The organism is Microbacterium sp. 4NA327F11 (assembly GCF_005503465.1).
In the GTDB taxonomy this organism is placed as follows: Bacteria; Actinomycetota; Actinomycetes; order Actinomycetales; family Microbacteriaceae; genus Microbacterium; species Microbacterium ginsengisoli.
Genome location: NZ_SCOB01000004.1, coordinates 122,376 through 136,994, shown reverse-complemented (window position 1 = coordinate 136,994; position 14,619 = coordinate 122,376). Strand labels below are relative to the sequence as shown.

The window sequence follows — 14,619 nt, the reverse complement described above, 5'->3', positions numbered from 1 at the left end:
GGGTGATGGGTGTCGAGGCGGCGTCAGCGGAAGCGTGCGGGGCCGCCGCATCCGGTGATGTACTCGCGCGTGCGTCGCGCGATCTGGAGGGGTGCGGCGAAGTCGCCGACGGGGTACATGTCCTGCTCGATGATCGCGAACACGCCCGGGTGGGCGAGGGCGGCCTCGTGCAGCACGGGTCCGTAATCGGGCACGCCGTGGGGCGGCTCGACCATGACGCCGCGGGTGACGGCCTCGACGAACGAGATCTCGTTCTTGAGCACGTGCGCCAGCAGGTCGGGCTCGACCTGCTTGAGGTGCAGGTAGCCGATGCGGTCGGGGAAGGCCCGGATGAGACGCACGCTGTCGCCCCAGTAGTACGCGAGGTGCCCGGTGTCCAGGCACAGGTTCGTGTACCGCGGGTCGGTGTTCTCGACCAGGCGCACCACCTCGAGGTACGAGCCGATGGGGCTCTCGGCGTGGGAGTGGAACTGCTGGCGGAGGCCGAACTCCTCCCAGAGGCGCTTGCCGATCTCGTCGTGCGCGGCTGTGAAGGTGCCCCATTCGTCGGCCGTGAAGGTGCGGGCGCCCACGACGTCGTCGTTCGCGTCGCGCTCCCACAGGCCGGGGATGGTGATCACGTGCTCACCGCCGAGCGCGGTGACCAGTCGCGCCACCTCGGTGACGTCGCGCCACGCGTTCTCGACCTCCTCCGGCGACCGGTGCAGGTGGGTGAACACGGTTCCCGCCGAGAGGGCGAGGTCGTGGGCCGCGAAGTCGTCGGCGAGGGCCGATGCCTCGGTGCCGAGGTAGCCGTAGGGGCCGAGCTCGGTCCAGTGGTAGCCGGCCTCCTGTACTTCGCGCAGGTACTGCTCGGGAGGGGGCTGGCGGTCGTCGACGGCGTTCCAGACGCCCCAGGAGTCGGGGGCGATGCCGACGCGTGGAGCGGCGACGTCGTTGTCAGGGGTGCTCACCGGCACTCCTTTCGGGTTGTTATTGTACGGACAAAGGGTAATCTAGAGCGCTCTAGGTCTGTGTGCAAGAGCGACGGCGGGCGATGCTCGTCGTGAGAGGAGTGGACATGACCGCACGCACGCGTCTCGGCGTCGGAGTGATCGGTACGGGCTGGATGGCCCGCGCCCATGTCAGCGCGTTGCGGCGCCTCGATGTGCTGACGGGACGCGCCCACGGCGTCGACCTCGTCGTCGTGGCGGGGAGGGATGCGGCACGCACCTCGGCTGCGGCCGCCACCTGGGGCTTCCGCGAGTCGACCGACGACTGGGAGCGGGTCGTCGCCCATCCGGACGTCGACGTCGTCGTGAACCTCGCCTCGAACGCCGTGCACGCGCCCGCCAGCATCGCCGCGCTGGCCGCGGGCCGGCACGTCGTGTGCGAGAAGCCGCTCGCGACCCGCGCCGAAGACGTCGCCGCGATGGTGGATGCCGCGGCCGCCGCGCCGACCCTCGCAGTGGCCTCGTACAACTATCGCTTCGTGCCGGCGCTGCAGTTCGCCCGCCGGCTGCTCCGGTCCGGCGAGCTGGGAGCGCTGCGATCGGTCTCGCTCGGCTACGAGCAGGGCTGGGCGTCACGCCCGGTCGACCGAACCGGGTGGCGCTTCGACGACCCCATCGACGGAAGCGTGGTCTTCGACCTGTCGCATGTGCTCGATCTGCTGCGCTGGCTCGTCGGTGAGCCGCTGAGCGCGGTCGCGAACGTGCAGACGCTCAGCGGCGGCGGTGTCGTCCCGGCGCGCGTGGGGACCGACCCGGAGGACTCCTACGCGGCGCTGTTCACGATGGAGGGCGGCGTCACCGCCGACGTGCGGGTGTCCCGCATCGCCACCGGCCGAAAGGGCGAGCAATTCGTCCACCTCACGGGGTCCCTCGGCGCGCTCCGGTGGAGCATGGAGGATCTCAACAGCCTGGAGCTCTTCCTCGACTCGGGCGACGATCAGCGCGACGGGTTCCGCCGTGTGCTGGTGACCGAGCCGGGGCATCCGCTCATGGCGAACTGGTACGCGCCGGGCCACGTGCTCGGCTGGGACGACACGGTGCTGCACGAATGGGTCTCGATCTCGGGCGCCATCGCGGACGGCGGCGACCACAGCGGAGACCTCGCGACGTTCGCCGACGGCGCGCGGGCGTTCGCGATCGCCGAGGCGCTGCGCCGGTCGTCGCGCACTCTACGGTGGGAGTCAGTGTGACGAGCACGGGAAGGTGCGTGACGTGAAGCGGGTCACGATGGAGGACGTCGCGCGCGAGGCGGGGGTCTCCCGCGCGCTCGTCTCGATCGCCTACCGCGACGCCGCCGGCGTCAGCGCCGCGACCCGCGCCCGCATCCTCGCGATCGGCGAGCGGCTCGGCTATGCACCCGACCAGGTCGCGGCTCGGCTCGCCGGCGTGGGCGGGCGCACGGTCGGCGTGTTCATCCAGGACCTCCACAACGACGTGTTCGCCGACGTGTTCGACGGAGTGCGCGCCGTCGTGGAGCCGGCCCGGAAGAGCCTGGTCATGGCCGTCGGCACACTCGACGGCCGCGGCGATGCGGCGGCCCTCGACACGCTGCGGCGCAGCCGCGTCGACGTGATCGTCGGGGTGGGCCTCCAGCTGCCGGATGTCGCGGTGCAGGCCGTCTCGCGCCATGTGCCGGTCGTCGCGGTGGCACGCGACATCCCGTCGGTGGATGCGGTGATCACCGACAACGAGGCGGGCGCGCGTGCCGCGGTGGAGCATCTCGCCGGGCTCGGCCACCGGCGCATCGCGTTCCTCGCGAACCCGCCCGGCGACGGCTACGGCGGGCGCGGAAGCGGCTACGCGGCGGCGATGCGCGCAGCCGGCCTCGCACCCCGGGTGGCGTCGAGCTCGTACCTGCGCGCGCAGGCCGCGATCGACGCGGCGGCGCTGCTCGACGGGCCGGAGCCGCCCACCGCGATCTTCGCGCACAACGACCAGGCGGCGTTCGGGGTGCTCGATGCCGCCCACGACCGGGGGCTGGTGCCGGGCGTCGACGTGTCGGTCGTCGGCTACGACAACAGCTCGATGAGCCGGGCTCCCGGCACCGCGCTCACGACGGTCGACCTGCACGGCGCGGAGCTCGGACGCGCGGCCGCCGAGCTCGCCGCGGAGCGGGTCTCGCGTCCCGATGCGGAACGGCTGACGCGGACCTCGGCCCCGACCCTGATCGTGCGCGGCACGACTGGGCCCGCGCCGTCCTGAGCCTGCGCCCGCTCCGCGCTCAGCGCTCGAGCAGCCCCGCTGTCAGCGCGACGCGCGCCCGTCGGGGCACGAGGCCGACGATCACCGCACCGGTCTTGTTCTGCACGCCCGAGACGATGCTGTACGGCGGCTTCCGGCGGGCGAGGGCGCGGAACGCGGCATCCACCACCTGGGTCGGGGTCTGCATGGCGCCGACCGCGGCGCGCGCATCGCCGACCACGTCGAAGAACTCGGTCGCGGTGGCTCCGGGGCACACCGCCAGCACCGTCACGCCCTGCGGGCGCACCTCGTGCGCGAGCGCCTCGGTGAAGCTCAGCACGTAGGCCTTCGACGCTCCGTAGATCGCCATCGACGCCAGCGGCTGGAACGCGGCCGTGCTCGCGATGTTGATGACCGTGCCGCTGCCGCGGGCCACGAGCGCCGGCAGGAACGCCCGCGTGAGCGACGTGAGCACCGCCACGTTCAGCTGCACGAGCGCGTCGATGCGCTCCGCATCGGCCTCGGCGAACGCGCCCTTCATGCCGAAGCCGGCGTTGTTCACGACGTGGTCGACGCGGATGCCGCGTCCCTCGAGCTCGTCCGCGAGGGTCGCGACGGCGCCCGGCTCGGTGAGATCGAGCGGAACGACGTGGGCGCTGACGCCGTGGCGGGCGCGCACCTCGGCCGCGATCTCCTCGAGACGGTCGGCCCGGCGAGCGACCAGCACGACGTCGGCGCCGCGACGGGCGAACTGGTCGGCGAACTCGGTGCCGAGCCCTGCGCTCGCGCCGGTGATGAGCGCGGTGGTACCGCGGAAGGTGATCGTCATGCGCACACTCTAGGCGCGCCGGATGTCCCGGGTCAGCGCTGCACGGGATCGAGCGGCCCCTCGTGGGCGAGGTCGCGGGCGTGGGGATATGACTCCCAGTCGCCCGGTCCCGTGCACGCGGCGGCGCCGACCCGCGCTGCGAGGGCGAGCCGCTCTGCGACCGGGGCGCCGGCGAGGGTCGCTGCGAGATAGGCGCCCACGAACCCGTCACCGGCGCCGACCGTGTCGACGACCGCCACGGGGACCGCGGGGACCCACAGCTCCGCGCCGTCGACCACGGCGACGGCCCCCTCGGCGCCGAGCTTCACGATCGCGGCCGCGGGGCCGAGCTCGCCGAGGCGCCGCGCCACCTGCGCGGGTGTGCCGCCGCCGACCAGGAGCCGTGCCTCGTCGAGCCCGGCGAAGACGATCCCCGCCCGCGCCGTCACGGCGCGGTAGAGCGTCGACGGGTCACGGTCCCGCCAGAGCCGGGAACGATGGTTCACGTCGAACGACACGATCGCGTGTGCGGCATCCGCTCGGTCGAGGGCGTCCCACATCGCCGCCTCCGCCGACGCCGACAGTGCCGGGGTGATGCCGGTCACGTGCACGATCCGCGCCGTCGCGAACACGTCGGCCGGAAGATCGTCGGGAGCGAGGCGACTGCCCGCGCTCATGTGTCGGCCGTAGGTCACCTCGGTCGTCGTCGCCGACGGATGAGACTTCAGCATCATCCCGGTGCCGGCACCGTCATCGACGTGGGCGTGCACGTCGACGCCCTCGGCCCGCAGCTCCCGCGTGATGCGCCGTCCCGCGCCGTCGTCGCCGACCCGTCCGATCCATGCGACCGATGCGCCCAGTCGCCGCGCAGCGATCGCGACGTTCGATTCCGCACCCCCCACCGAGAGCCGCATCCCGGTGACGTGCTCGAGGGAGCCGATCTCCGTCGCGCGCACGAGCGCCATGGTCTCGCCCAGCGTGACGAGGTCGGCGCTCATTCGTCGCCCCGCAGGCGCCGCACGGTCTCCGTCGCCGCGGCTGCGCGTCGGGTGACCTCCGCGAGGGCGTCGGCGTCGAGGGGTCCCCGGGGAACGAGCCAGCTGCCCGAGACGGCGCCGACCGCGGGTCGTGCGAGATAGTCGGCGAGGTTCGCGGCGTCGACGCCGCCGCTCGGCACGAATGACAGCCCGGGGAAGGGTGCCGAGAAGGCGTCGACGGCGGCGGCGCCGCCGAGGAGGTGTGCGGGGAAGAGCTTCACGACCTCGAGCCCCATGCCGACCGCGCGCATCAGCTCGGTTCCCGTCGCGACGCCCGCGATCAACGGCACCGCGAGACTGCGCGCGGCGGCGGCGACGCTCTCGCTGAGCCCCGGACTCACGAGGAAGGCCGCGCCCGCCTGGCAGGCGGCGCGCGCGAAGCGGCCGTCGGTCACGGTGCCGGCTCCCACGGTGATCTCGGGCACCTCCGCGGCGACCGCGCGGATCGCGGCCGCTGCCTCGGGTGTGCGCAGAGTGATCTCGATCGCCCGTACTCCGCCCGCGGCGAGGGCGCGAGCGAGTTCCACGGCATCCTCCTCCGCCGAGACGGTGACCACGGGAAGGATGGTGCCGGGGATGCCCGTCATCGTCCGAGCCATCCGCCGTCGACGGGGAGCACGACGCCCGACACGTAGTCCGACGCCGCCGAGGCGAGGAACACCGTGGCGCCGCCGAGATCCTCGGCCGTGCCCCAGCGTCCCGCGGGGATGCGGGCGAGGATGCTCTCCGACCGCTCCTCGTCGGCGCGCAGCGCGGCGGTGTTGTCGGTGGCGATGTAGCCGGGGGCGATCGCGTTCACGTTGACACCCCGAGGCGCCCATTCGTTCGCGAGCGCCCGCGTCAGCCCCGCAATCCCCGACTTCGCCGCGGCGTAGCCGGGTACGTTGATGCCGCCCTGGAAGCTCAGCAGCGACGCCGTGAAGATGATCTTCCCGGTGCCGCGCTCGATCATGGCCCGGCCGGCCGCCTGGGCGAGCACGAACTGGCTGCGCAGGTCGACGTCGAGCACCTCGTCCCACCACTCGATCGGATGCTCCGCCGCCGGCGCCCGGAGGATGGTGCCGGCGTTGTTGACCAGCACGTCGACACGCTCGTCGTCGAGTGCGCCGACCAGGCGGTCGACGGCGTCACGATCGGACAGGTCGCACGCCAGGGCGCGGAACCGGCGCCCGAGGCCGCGCACGACCGATTCGACGGCACTGCCCGATTCCTCGATCTGCGAGCTCACCGCGATGATGTCCGCGCCGGCGGTCGCTAAGGCGCGGGCCATCGCGAAGCCGATCCCGCGCCGCGCCCCCGTGACGACCGCGGTACGTCCGGTGAGATCGAACGGCGAGGTCACGAGGCATCCGCCACGTCGACGAGCACCTTCATCGCAAGCCCCTGCTCGAGGTCGGCGATGGCGGCGGCGGTCTCGCTCAGCGGCACGATGCGCGTGATGAGCGCATCGGCGGGGATGTGGCCCTCGGCGAGGAGCTCGACCGCCGTCTCGAAGTCGGCGCGTTCGTACACGCGGGCGCCGACGATGGTCAGCTCCCGCCAGAACACCCGCTGCAGATCGATCTCACGCGGCACGCCGTGGATCGCGACGACGACGAGAGTTCCCCGCACCTTCGCGAGCGCCGTCGCCCCGCGCACGGCAGCCGCCGAGCCTGAGACCTCGAAGACGACATCGGCGCCGGCGCCGCCCGTCCATTCCTCGATCCACGCGACCTGGTCCACGCTCGTCGGATCGAGGGTCGTGAATCCGAGCGAGGCGGCCTGCGCGCGACGACGCTCATCGAGCTCGACGAGCACGACCTCACCGCCGAACCGGCGCGCCACCGTCGCGATGAGCGTTCCGATCGGCCCGCCGCCGATCACGACGGCCTTGTCGCCGTGCCGCAGACCCGACCGTCGCACGTCATGCACGGCGACGGCGGTCGGCTCGACGAGTGCGGCGTGGGTGAGGGGGAGTCCGTCGGGGAGGGCGACGAGGGTCTCCGCCGGAACGTTCCAGAACTCTTGCAGCGAGCCGGGGGAGTCGATGCCGATGAAGTCGAGGTTCTGGCAGATGTGGGAGTGACCCGCACGGCAGGCGGGGCAGGTGCCGTCCCACGAGAGCGGCATGACGGTCACGGGTGCGCCGATCTGCCATCCCGACACGCCCTCGCCGATGTGGGCTACCGTGCCGCTCATCTCGTGCCCGAAACTGAGAGGGGTCGTCACGCGGGAGTCCATGCTTCCGTGCACGACATGGAGGTCGGTGCCGCACAGCCCGGTGTACGCGACGGCGATCTGCACGTAGCCGCGCGGCGGCGGGGTGGGTTCGACATGGGCGACGGCGACGGTTGCGTCGCCGAGGTACTGCACTGTACGCATGGCACTCCAAAGGTATGACGTAAGACGAATGTAACAGTCGATCCGGGCCGAGAACAGGGGTTCATTGCTAATAGGTCACATGTATGATCTAATCAACTCACCCGCCGGCCAGTCCGGCCGCGAGTCGTCAACGACGTCGACCAGAAAAGGACGAGCAATGGCTCCACAGCAAAGACGCTTCACCCGCCTCTCCCGATCCGCCGCCCTCATCGCCACCGCCGCCACCGCACTGCTGGTGCTCTCCGCCTGCAGCGGATCCAGCACCGGCACGGCCACCGACAGCGGTCTCGGCTTCACGCCCGCCGACCAGGTCGCCGACAGTGCGATCACGGTGTGGGTGGATGCCGCGCGCGAGCCGGCGGTCGCCGCGTTCGAGAAGAAGTACCCGAACATCAAGGTCAACAAGGAGACCTACGACGGCAACGCCGGTGGGTCCGGGTCCTTCCAGACCAAGATCTCCCTCTTCGACCAGTCGGGGGAGGGCTGGCCCGACGTCGTCTGGTCGACCCAGACGAACGACGCCTCATGGGCATCGAAGGAGAACAACGGCCAGCAGGCCTTCGCGGCGCCCCTGAACAAGGGATGGTTTGACCAGAGCTTCCTCGACGGCTTCTCGAAGGGCGCGCTCGACCCGGTGACCGTCGACGGCACGGTGTACGGACTGCGCAACGACCTCGCACAGGTCGTCTTCTGGTACGACCAGTCGCTGTTCACCCAGTTCGGCTACCAGATCCCGCAGACGTGGGAGGACTACGCGGCCCTCAGCGACAAGCTCGCCGCCGAGCACCCGGGCTACATCCTCGGATCGGTCGGCGACTCCTTCGTCGGCACCTACGTGTACTACTACGGAGCCCAGGCGCCGATCTTCCAGTCGACCGCGTCGACCTTCTCGAGCAACTTCGACGACCCGAAGTCGCAGAAGATGACCGACCTGATCGACCACATGCTCAAGAACGGCACTCTCGTTCAGGACAGCGTCTTCAGCGCCGACTTCGTGAAGAAGTACCAGGGCAAGGTGCTCGGCATGCCCGGCCCGGTCTGGTACACCGGAGCGATCTTCCAGAGCAAGGACAGCCTGAACGTCCCCGCCGGCCAGATCGGCGCCGGAGTGCCGCTCCACTGGAACGGCGACTCGATCGGCACCGGCAACGTGGGCGGCGGCGTCTGGTACGCCTCCAGCCACACGAAGAACCTCGAGGCCGTCAAGACGTTCCTGCAGTTCGTGACGAGCGCCGACGAGTACCAGGTCGACCTCGCGCCGGGCTACCCCGCATACGCCTCGGCGGCGCAGAAGTGGATCGCCAAGCAGGCCAGCGGCGGCTACTTCGTCGGCGACTTCGAGAAGAACGTGACGGATGCCGCGGGCGAGATCTGGTCGGGCTGGGGCTACCCCAGCTTCAGCCCCGAGACCGCGTATGCGAAGGTTGTCGTCCCGGGCCTCGCCGCGGGCAAGACCCTCGCCTCCCTCACCTCCGACTGGAAGACCGAGATGGTCAACGAGGCGAAGGTCCAGGGATACACGATCCAGTGACAGCCCCGCACCGCAGCGGAAGGAACACATCATCACTGTCGACACGATGACGGCGCCCGCCGTCGGCTCCTCACGGGGTCGGCGGCGGGACGCCGCCGCGCGGAGGAACCCCACCCGCGCCCAAGCCGTCATGGGGTACGCGTTCTCGAGCGGATACAGCGTGCTGCTGCTTCTGTTCGGGGTCATCCCGGCCCTCTACGCCGTCTACCTGGCTTTCACCAAGAACGGCGCCTTCGTCGGCGTCGCCAACTTCGCGAAGGTGTTCGACGACTACCGTTTCTGGCCCGCCGTACAGCACGTCGCGGTGTACCTCGTGATCTGGCTCGTGTTGCAGACCGTGTTCGTCGTCCTTCTCGCGCTGATCGTGCACGCGATCGGGGCGCGCTGGCTCTCCTCGACGGTGCGGTTCATCTACTACATCCCCGGCGCGCTCGCCGGGGCCTCGAGCGTGATGCTGTGGCTGTTCCTGCTCGACCCGACGGTGAGCCCGGTCTCGGGCGTGCTCAACATGCTGGGCCTGCAGTCCTTCGTGCAGACGGTGTCGCTGGAGAACCTGCCCGTCGTCTTCACCGTCATCGCGTTCTGGACCGGCGCCGGCGGATGGATCGTCATCATGTACGGCGCGCTCAACAACATCCCGGTGGAGGTCATGGAGGCCGCCCGCATCGACGGCGCCGGTGCCGTCAAGACCGCCTGGTACATCCAGCTGCCCCTCATGAAGAAGTGGATCTCCTACATGGGGATCATGTCCCTCGCCGCCGGAACGCAGCTGTTCGTCGAACCCCGCGTGCTCTCGCAGGCGTCGAAGGGTGTCGTCCCGCCGGACTATTCGCTCAACCAGCTCGCCTATCTCTTCGCCTTCAAGCAGAACGACTTCAACGGCTCCGCCGCGATCTCGCTCATGCTGCTCGTCGTGGCGCTCGGACTCGCCACCTTCTTCGTCTTCCGGGGTGGTCTCTTTGAGCGTGATTGACATCGACGTGCGTGAACCGCTCACGACGACCGAGCCGCACGCCGTGCGCGGCACCGGCTTCGCGCCGGGACGCTGGGTCGGGCGGGTGCTCGCCCTCGTCGTGGCCGCGTTCTTCGTCGTGTTCTTCGCCCTGCCGCTCGTCTGGCTGCTGCTGGCCCCGACGAAGGACGCCCGGCAGCTGCTGGTCGACAACCCGTTCAGCATCGGGTCCCTCGACGCGCTCGCAACCAACTGGCACAACCTGATGACCTTCCAGAACGGCATCGTCTGGACGTGGCTCGGCAACTCGGTGCTCTACAGCGGTGTCGCCCTCGTGATCACCCTCGCCGTGAGCATCCCCGCCGGCTACGCCCTCGCGCTGACGGAGTTCCGGCTGCGCCGGGCGCTGCTCGCCGTGACCCTCGTGGTCATGCTCATCCCCAGCACCGCGCTCGTCCTCCCGGTGTTCCTCGAGCTCAGCGCGGTGAAGCTGGTCGGAACCCCCTTGGCGGTCATCCTGCCCTTCTCCTTCTTCCCGTTCGGGGTCTATCTGACGTACATCTACTTCTCGACGAGCGTCTCGCGCGACCTCCTCAACGCGGCGCGCATCGACGGTGCGGGCGAGTTCCGGGTGTTCTGGTCGGTGGCGATGCCGCTCGCGACACCGGTGATCGCGCTCGTCGGCTTCTTCAACCTCGTCGGCAACTGGAACAACTACTTCCTGCCGTTCGTCATGGCGCCCGGCCGCAAGTCGCCCATCCAGGTGGGCCTGGCCGAACTGCTCTCGAACGTGCCGCTGTTCAACCCGACCTCGGCGGGGTCGGTGACGATCGACATGCCGACGCTCGCCCTCGCGACGCTGCTGTCCGTCGCCCCTGTGCTCATCATCTTCCTGTTCTCCCAGCGGTTCCTGGTCACGGGAATGACCGCGGGCGGCACCAAGGAGTGAGCGTGCGCCGTTTCGGCATGGTGGCCCGCACCGCCCCGGAGAGGCGTGAGGAGTACCTCGCGCTGCACCGGGCGGTGTGGCCCGGGGTGGAGGCCACCATCACGGCCTGCGGCATCCGCAACTTCACGATCTTCGTGACCGGCGACGTGCTGTTCGGCTACTACGAGTACATCGGCGACGACTACGCCGCCGACCAGCGGCGGATGGCCGCCGATCCCGTCACCCAGGAATGGTGGGCGCGCACCGGCCCGTGCCAGCGTCCGTTCGACGAGTCGTCGGGCGCCGCCAACTGGGTCGAGCTCGACGAGGCGTGGCACCTCGACTGACGTCCGTCACGACGGATCGCGCCGCGTCGGGAGGCGACGACGCTGCCAGGCGTCGACGATGTGGGAGCGCATCGCGGAGGCCGCGGCATCCGCATCGCCTGCGACGATCGCGTCGTAGATGCGGCGGTGCTCGTCGAGCGTGAGACGGAAGGCCTCGTCGGTCTGGTTCTGCACGAACCGCGAGCTGGAGCGAGCCCGCTGGAACAGGATCTGCGTGATGTTGCTGGCGAGCTGGTTGCCCGAGAGCTCCATGAGCAGGAAGTGGAAGTCGGCGTCGGCCTGCGCGTAGGCGTCGACGTCGTGGATCGACTCCTCCATGTGCGCCAGCGCCGCCTCGACACGGGCGAGCTCGTCATCGGTGCGCCGCTCGGCGGTCGCAGCGGACATCGCGCCCTCGAGGGCCGAGCGCACGACGGCGAGCTCATCGAGCACACCGAGCGAATCGTCGTTCTCGACCATCACCGACAGCACCACCGGATCGAGCACGTTCCACGAGGTGGGGGGTTGCACGGTCGTGCCGCGACCGGGCGCGACCGAGACGAGCCCCTTCTCCTCGACGCGCTTCACCGACTCGCGGATGACCGTGCGGCTGACCCCGAAGTGCTGCGCCAGGCGCTCCTCCGGGGGCAGCGTCTCGCCGGGGGCGACCTCGCCGTTGATGACGACGCCGACGAGGTCGCGCACCACGGCGACGCCCAGACGGGCCGCGGGCAGGCGCGCGGGCGCGGAGCCGAACACGCTCGACGTCGCGCCGGAGGCGGGGCGGTCGAGGGTCATGCGCCCAGTGTAGCCAGGCGCAGAATTCCGTCCACGCGACGCGGCACGCTCGTCGTGGCGTCGCGCAGCTCGATCGGCAGCAGCGCCTCCGGGGCGTCCTGCCAGGCGAACGGGCGCAGGAACCGCCGGATCGCCGTCACGCCGACCGAGGTGTGGAGCGTGTTGGTCGCCGGCCACGGCCCACCGTGGTGCTGACCCCACGAGACGCGCACGCCCGTCGGGTAGCCGTTGAACACGAGCCGGCCGACGCGCCGGGAGAGGTCGTCGACGAGGGGGCCCGCCGCGTCGAGCTCGTCGGGCTGCGCGTGGACAGTCGCAGTGAGAGAGTCGGGCACGGCGTCCAGGGCGGCGAGCACGTCGTCGAGCGTGTCGTACCGCACCACCACGACGAGCGGGCCGAACGCCTCCTCGGTCGCCGCCGGGGTGAGTTGCGCGGCATCGATCTCCAGCACCGCCGGGGTCGCGGTGAAACCGGTGTCGCCCACCCGCGCCGGCACCAGGGCGTGCGCGCCGCCCGCGCTGACGAGCGCGTGCTCGATGCGGAACAGCGAGGCGTGGATGCCGCCGTTGAGCAGCGGCTGGGCCGCGGCATCCTTCGCGAGGCGCACGATCTCGTCGACGACCGCGTCGCCGTCCCGCGGGATGAAGACGACGCCGGGCTTCGTGCACAGCTGACCCGCCGAGCCGGTCACCGAGGCGAAGAGTCCGGCGGCGATGTCGGCCCCCCGCGCCGTCACCGCGCCCGGGGTGACGATCAGCGGGTTCAGGCTGCTGAGCTCGCCGTAGAACGGGATCGGGTTCTCGCGGGACTCGATGATCTCCCGCAGGACACGTCCGGTGTGGAGCGAGCCGGTGAACCCGACCGCGGCGACCCGGGGATGTGCGACGAGCGCGGCGCCGGCCTGCTGGCCGTAGACGATGCCGAGCACGCCGTCGGGCGCGCCCGCCGCGCGGGCCGCCGCCTCGAGCGCCGCGAACGAGCGCGCCGAGGTGAGGGGGTGGGACGAATGCGCCTTCACGACGACGGGGTTGCCCGCCGCGAGGGCAGATGCCGTGTCGCCGCCGAGCACGGAGAACGCGAACGGGAAGTTGCTCGAGCCGAACACCGCGATCGGGCCGATCGGCACGAGCATGCGGCGGATGTCGGGACCGGGACCCATGGGCGTGTCACCCGCGTGGTCGATGACCGCCTCGAGGTAGCCGCCTTCGTCGACGGCATCGGCGAACAACCGGAACTGGAACGCCGATCGGGTCAGCTCGCCGTTCAGACGCGGCTCAGCGAGTCCGGTCTCTGCCGCCGCGATCGCGACGAGTGCGTCCCGGTCGGCCTCGATCTCGTCGGCGATGCGACGCAGCAGCGCTGCCCGGGCGGCCCGGGGCATCCGTCTGAGCTCGTCGGCGGCGGATGCCGCAGCCGTCGCGATGCGGTCGACCTGAGCATCCGAGGTGGCCTCGAGGGCCGTCGGGGACGCGACGCCGGTGCGCGGATCGGTGGAGGTCAGGGTCATCGGGATGCTCCGTCCGTCAGGAGGCCGCGCCGCGCGAGCGAGGCGAACAGGTCGTGCAGGCCGAAGGCCCACGGCTCGACCGTCTCGGCATGGCGCACGCGGTTGACGAGCGTGCCGAGCGCCGGCGAGCCGATGCGCACGACGTCGTCGGGGTGGTGGGTGAATCCGAGCCCGGGGGCGTCCCGATCCTGCACCGGGGCGAACATCGTGCCGAGGTAGAGCACGAAACCGTCGGGATAGCGGTGCTTCGGACCGATCGTCTGGGCGACGAGGTCGACGGGGTCGCGGCTGATGAGAGCGAGCGGCGACTCGGCCACCATCGTGAACCCGTCGGCGCCGACGACCTCGAGCGTCACGGTCTGCGCACGCAGCGCGTCGAGGGTGAAGCGCCCGTCGAGCAGGCGTACGAACGGGCCGACGGAGGCGGATGCGTTGTTGTCCTTCGCCTGCCCGAGCAGCAGGGCGCTGCGCCCTTCGATGTCGCGCAGGTTCACGTCGTTGCCGAGCGTCGCCCCCACGATCTCTCCGCGCGAGGACACGACCAGCACCACCTCGGGCTCCGGGTTGTTCCACGCCGAGTCGCTGCGCACTCCCACATCGGTGGCGGCGCCGACCGTCGCGAGCACGGGAGCCTTGGTGAACACCTCGGCGTCCGGGCCGATGCCCACCTCGAGGTACTGGCTCCACAGTCCGCGCTCGACGAGCAGGTGCTTGAGCGCCATCGCCTCGGGCGACCCGGGGACGAGCGACTGCAGGTCGTCGCCGAGCGTGCCGAGCACCTCGTCCCGGATGTCGGCGGCGAGGTCGAGGTCGCCGTGCGCGCGCTCCTCGATGATGCGCTCGAGCATCGAGACCGGGAACGTCACCCCCGCCGCCTTGACGACGTGCAGGTCGATCGGGGAGAGGAGCCACGGATGCCGCGGGTCGCGCGCCTCGACGGGCGTGTTCGCGATCACGGCGTCCACGGAGCCGAGCCGCCGGCCGGAGGCGGCGCGCACGGCGGCCGCCGGCGTGGCGCTCTCGGTGAGCGCGCGCATCGTCGGGAAGCTCGCGCTGAGGTCGATCACGTCGTCGCCGCGCACGGCCACGACCGACGGACCTCCGGCCGCGGGGTCCCAGACCCGTCCGACCAGCAGGGCGTCGGCGGCATCTGCCGGGAGGGCGGCGGTCGCGCCGCCGTGCCACGTCGTCGTCATC

15 protein-coding genes are annotated in these 14,619 nt (G+C 71.0%); 6 read left to right on the top strand and 9 right to left on the bottom strand.

What is annotated here, in order from left to right; all coding sequences use genetic code 11:
- Positions 1-23: 23 nt before the first annotated feature.
- The gene (locus FFS51_RS04370; protein WP_137877636.1) at positions 24-953 is read right to left on the bottom strand and encodes a sugar phosphate isomerase/epimerase family protein; all 930 of its coding nucleotides are present in this window, start codon (positions 951-953) and stop codon (positions 24-26) included.
- 107 nt (positions 954-1,060) lie between these two features.
- On the opposite strand from FFS51_RS04370, the gene FFS51_RS04365 reads away from it, so the two are divergent.
- On the top strand, positions 1,061-2,182 hold the full coding sequence (locus FFS51_RS04365) for a Gfo/Idh/MocA family protein (RefSeq protein WP_171006099.1): 1,122 nt from the start codon (positions 1,061-1,063) through the stop codon (positions 2,180-2,182).
- Between the two features lie 22 nt (positions 2,183-2,204).
- The gene (locus FFS51_RS04360; RefSeq protein ID WP_045247857.1) at positions 2,205-3,194 is read left to right on the top strand and encodes a LacI family DNA-binding transcriptional regulator; all 990 of its coding nucleotides are present in this window, start codon (positions 2,205-2,207) and stop codon (positions 3,192-3,194) included.
- A 19-nt stretch (positions 3,195-3,213) separates the two neighbouring features.
- On the opposite strand, the gene FFS51_RS04355 is transcribed toward FFS51_RS04360, so the two are convergent.
- From FFS51_RS04355 to FFS51_RS04335, 5 genes are read right to left on the bottom strand one after another with little or no spacing between them, the layout of a single operon-like run.
- Positions 3,214-4,002, bottom strand: a complete 789-nt coding sequence (locus FFS51_RS04355) for an SDR family NAD(P)-dependent oxidoreductase (protein WP_137877634.1) — start codon at positions 4,000-4,002, stop codon at positions 3,214-3,216.
- 32 nt (positions 4,003-4,034) lie between these two features.
- Positions 4,035-4,979, bottom strand: coding sequence for a sugar kinase (locus tag FFS51_RS04350; RefSeq protein ID WP_137877633.1), 945 nt, complete (start codon positions 4,977-4,979; stop codon positions 4,035-4,037).
- Positions 4,976-5,605, bottom strand: a complete 630-nt coding sequence (locus tag FFS51_RS04345) for a bifunctional 4-hydroxy-2-oxoglutarate aldolase/2-dehydro-3-deoxy-phosphogluconate aldolase (RefSeq protein WP_048809015.1) — start codon at positions 5,603-5,605, stop codon at positions 4,976-4,978. Before FFS51_RS04345 ends, FFS51_RS04350 begins: the two co-directional genes overlap by 4 nt.
- Entirely contained in the window at positions 5,602-6,360 is a 759-nt protein-coding gene (locus tag FFS51_RS04340; protein ID WP_137877632.1) for an SDR family oxidoreductase, read from the bottom strand. Before FFS51_RS04340 ends, FFS51_RS04345 begins: the two co-directional genes overlap by 4 nt.
- Positions 6,357-7,379, bottom strand: a complete 1,023-nt coding sequence (locus tag FFS51_RS04335) for a zinc-dependent alcohol dehydrogenase (RefSeq protein WP_137877631.1) — start codon at positions 7,377-7,379, stop codon at positions 6,357-6,359. The genes FFS51_RS04340 and FFS51_RS04335 overlap by 4 nt, the downstream gene beginning before the upstream one ends.
- Positions 7,380-7,536: 157 nt before the next feature.
- On the opposite strand from FFS51_RS04335, the gene FFS51_RS04330 reads away from it, so the two are divergent.
- From FFS51_RS04330 to FFS51_RS04315, 4 genes are read left to right on the top strand one after another with little or no spacing between them, the layout of a single operon-like run.
- Complete coding sequence (locus FFS51_RS04330; protein WP_045247807.1) at positions 7,537-8,910, top strand: ABC transporter substrate-binding protein; 1,374 nt, start codon at positions 7,537-7,539, stop codon at positions 8,908-8,910.
- Positions 8,911-8,956: 46 nt separating this feature from the next.
- On the top strand, positions 8,957-9,883 hold the full coding sequence (locus FFS51_RS04325) for a carbohydrate ABC transporter permease (protein ID WP_045247808.1): 927 nt from the start codon (positions 8,957-8,959) through the stop codon (positions 9,881-9,883).
- Positions 9,876-10,811, top strand: a complete 936-nt coding sequence (locus tag FFS51_RS04320) for a carbohydrate ABC transporter permease (protein WP_048809017.1) — start codon at positions 9,876-9,878, stop codon at positions 10,809-10,811. The genes FFS51_RS04325 and FFS51_RS04320 overlap by 8 nt, the downstream gene beginning before the upstream one ends.
- Positions 10,812-10,813: 2 nt before the next feature.
- Positions 10,814-11,137, top strand: coding sequence for an L-rhamnose mutarotase (locus FFS51_RS04315; RefSeq protein ID WP_048809018.1), 324 nt, complete (start codon positions 10,814-10,816; stop codon positions 11,135-11,137).
- 6 nt (positions 11,138-11,143) lie between these two features.
- Here FFS51_RS04315 and FFS51_RS04310 read toward each other — a convergent pair whose 3' ends face one another.
- The 3 genes from FFS51_RS04310 to FFS51_RS04300 are packed head-to-tail and all read right to left on the bottom strand — an operon-like array spanning position 11,144 to position 14,618.
- A complete protein-coding gene (locus FFS51_RS04310; protein WP_048809019.1) occupies positions 11,144-11,914 on the bottom strand; it encodes a FadR/GntR family transcriptional regulator in 771 nt (256 codons plus the stop codon).
- Complete coding sequence (locus tag FFS51_RS04305) at positions 11,911-13,422, bottom strand: aldehyde dehydrogenase (NADP(+)) (protein ID WP_056519395.1); 1,512 nt, start codon at positions 13,420-13,422, stop codon at positions 11,911-11,913. The genes FFS51_RS04310 and FFS51_RS04305 overlap by 4 nt, the downstream gene beginning before the upstream one ends.
- Positions 13,419-14,618 carry a fumarylacetoacetate hydrolase family protein gene (locus tag FFS51_RS04300; protein ID WP_212742776.1) on the bottom strand — a complete coding sequence of 400 codons (1,200 nt, stop codon included), beginning with the start codon at positions 14,616-14,618 and terminating at the stop codon, positions 13,419-13,421. The genes FFS51_RS04305 and FFS51_RS04300 overlap by 4 nt, the downstream gene beginning before the upstream one ends.
- Position 14,619 lies beyond the last annotated feature (1 nt).

What these genes read in the sequence shown, in the direction of transcription:
- FFS51_RS04365 (WP_171006099.1), top strand. Translation starts at nt 1,061, where the DNA reads ATGACCGCACGCACGCGTCTCGGCGTCGGAGTGATCGGTACGGGCTGG.
- FFS51_RS04355 (WP_137877634.1), bottom strand. Translation starts at nt 4,002, where the DNA reads ATGACGATCACCTTCCGCGGTACCACCGCGCTCATCACCGGCGCGAGC.
- FFS51_RS04350 (WP_137877633.1), bottom strand. Translation starts at nt 4,979, where the DNA reads ATGAGCGCCGACCTCGTCACGCTGGGCGAGACCATGGCGCTCGTGCGC.
- FFS51_RS04345 (WP_048809015.1), bottom strand. Translation starts at nt 5,605, where the DNA reads ATGACGGGCATCCCCGGCACCATCCTTCCCGTGGTCACCGTCTCGGCG.
- FFS51_RS04335 (WP_137877631.1), bottom strand. Translation starts at nt 7,379, where the DNA reads ATGCGTACAGTGCAGTACCTCGGCGACGCAACCGTCGCCGTCGCCCAT.
- FFS51_RS04330 (WP_045247807.1), top strand. Translation starts at nt 7,537, where the DNA reads ATGGCTCCACAGCAAAGACGCTTCACCCGCCTCTCCCGATCCGCCGCC.
- FFS51_RS04325 (WP_045247808.1), top strand. Translation starts at nt 8,957, where the DNA reads ATGACGGCGCCCGCCGTCGGCTCCTCACGGGGTCGGCGGCGGGACGCC.
- FFS51_RS04310 (WP_048809019.1), bottom strand. Translation starts at nt 11,914, where the DNA reads ATGACCCTCGACCGCCCCGCCTCCGGCGCGACGTCGAGCGTGTTCGGC.
- FFS51_RS04305 (WP_056519395.1), bottom strand. Translation starts at nt 13,422, where the DNA reads ATGACCCTGACCTCCACCGATCCGCGCACCGGCGTCGCGTCCCCGACG.
- FFS51_RS04300 (WP_212742776.1), bottom strand. Translation starts at nt 14,618, where the DNA reads ATGACGACGACGTGGCACGGCGGCGCGACCGCCGCCCTCCCGGCAGAT.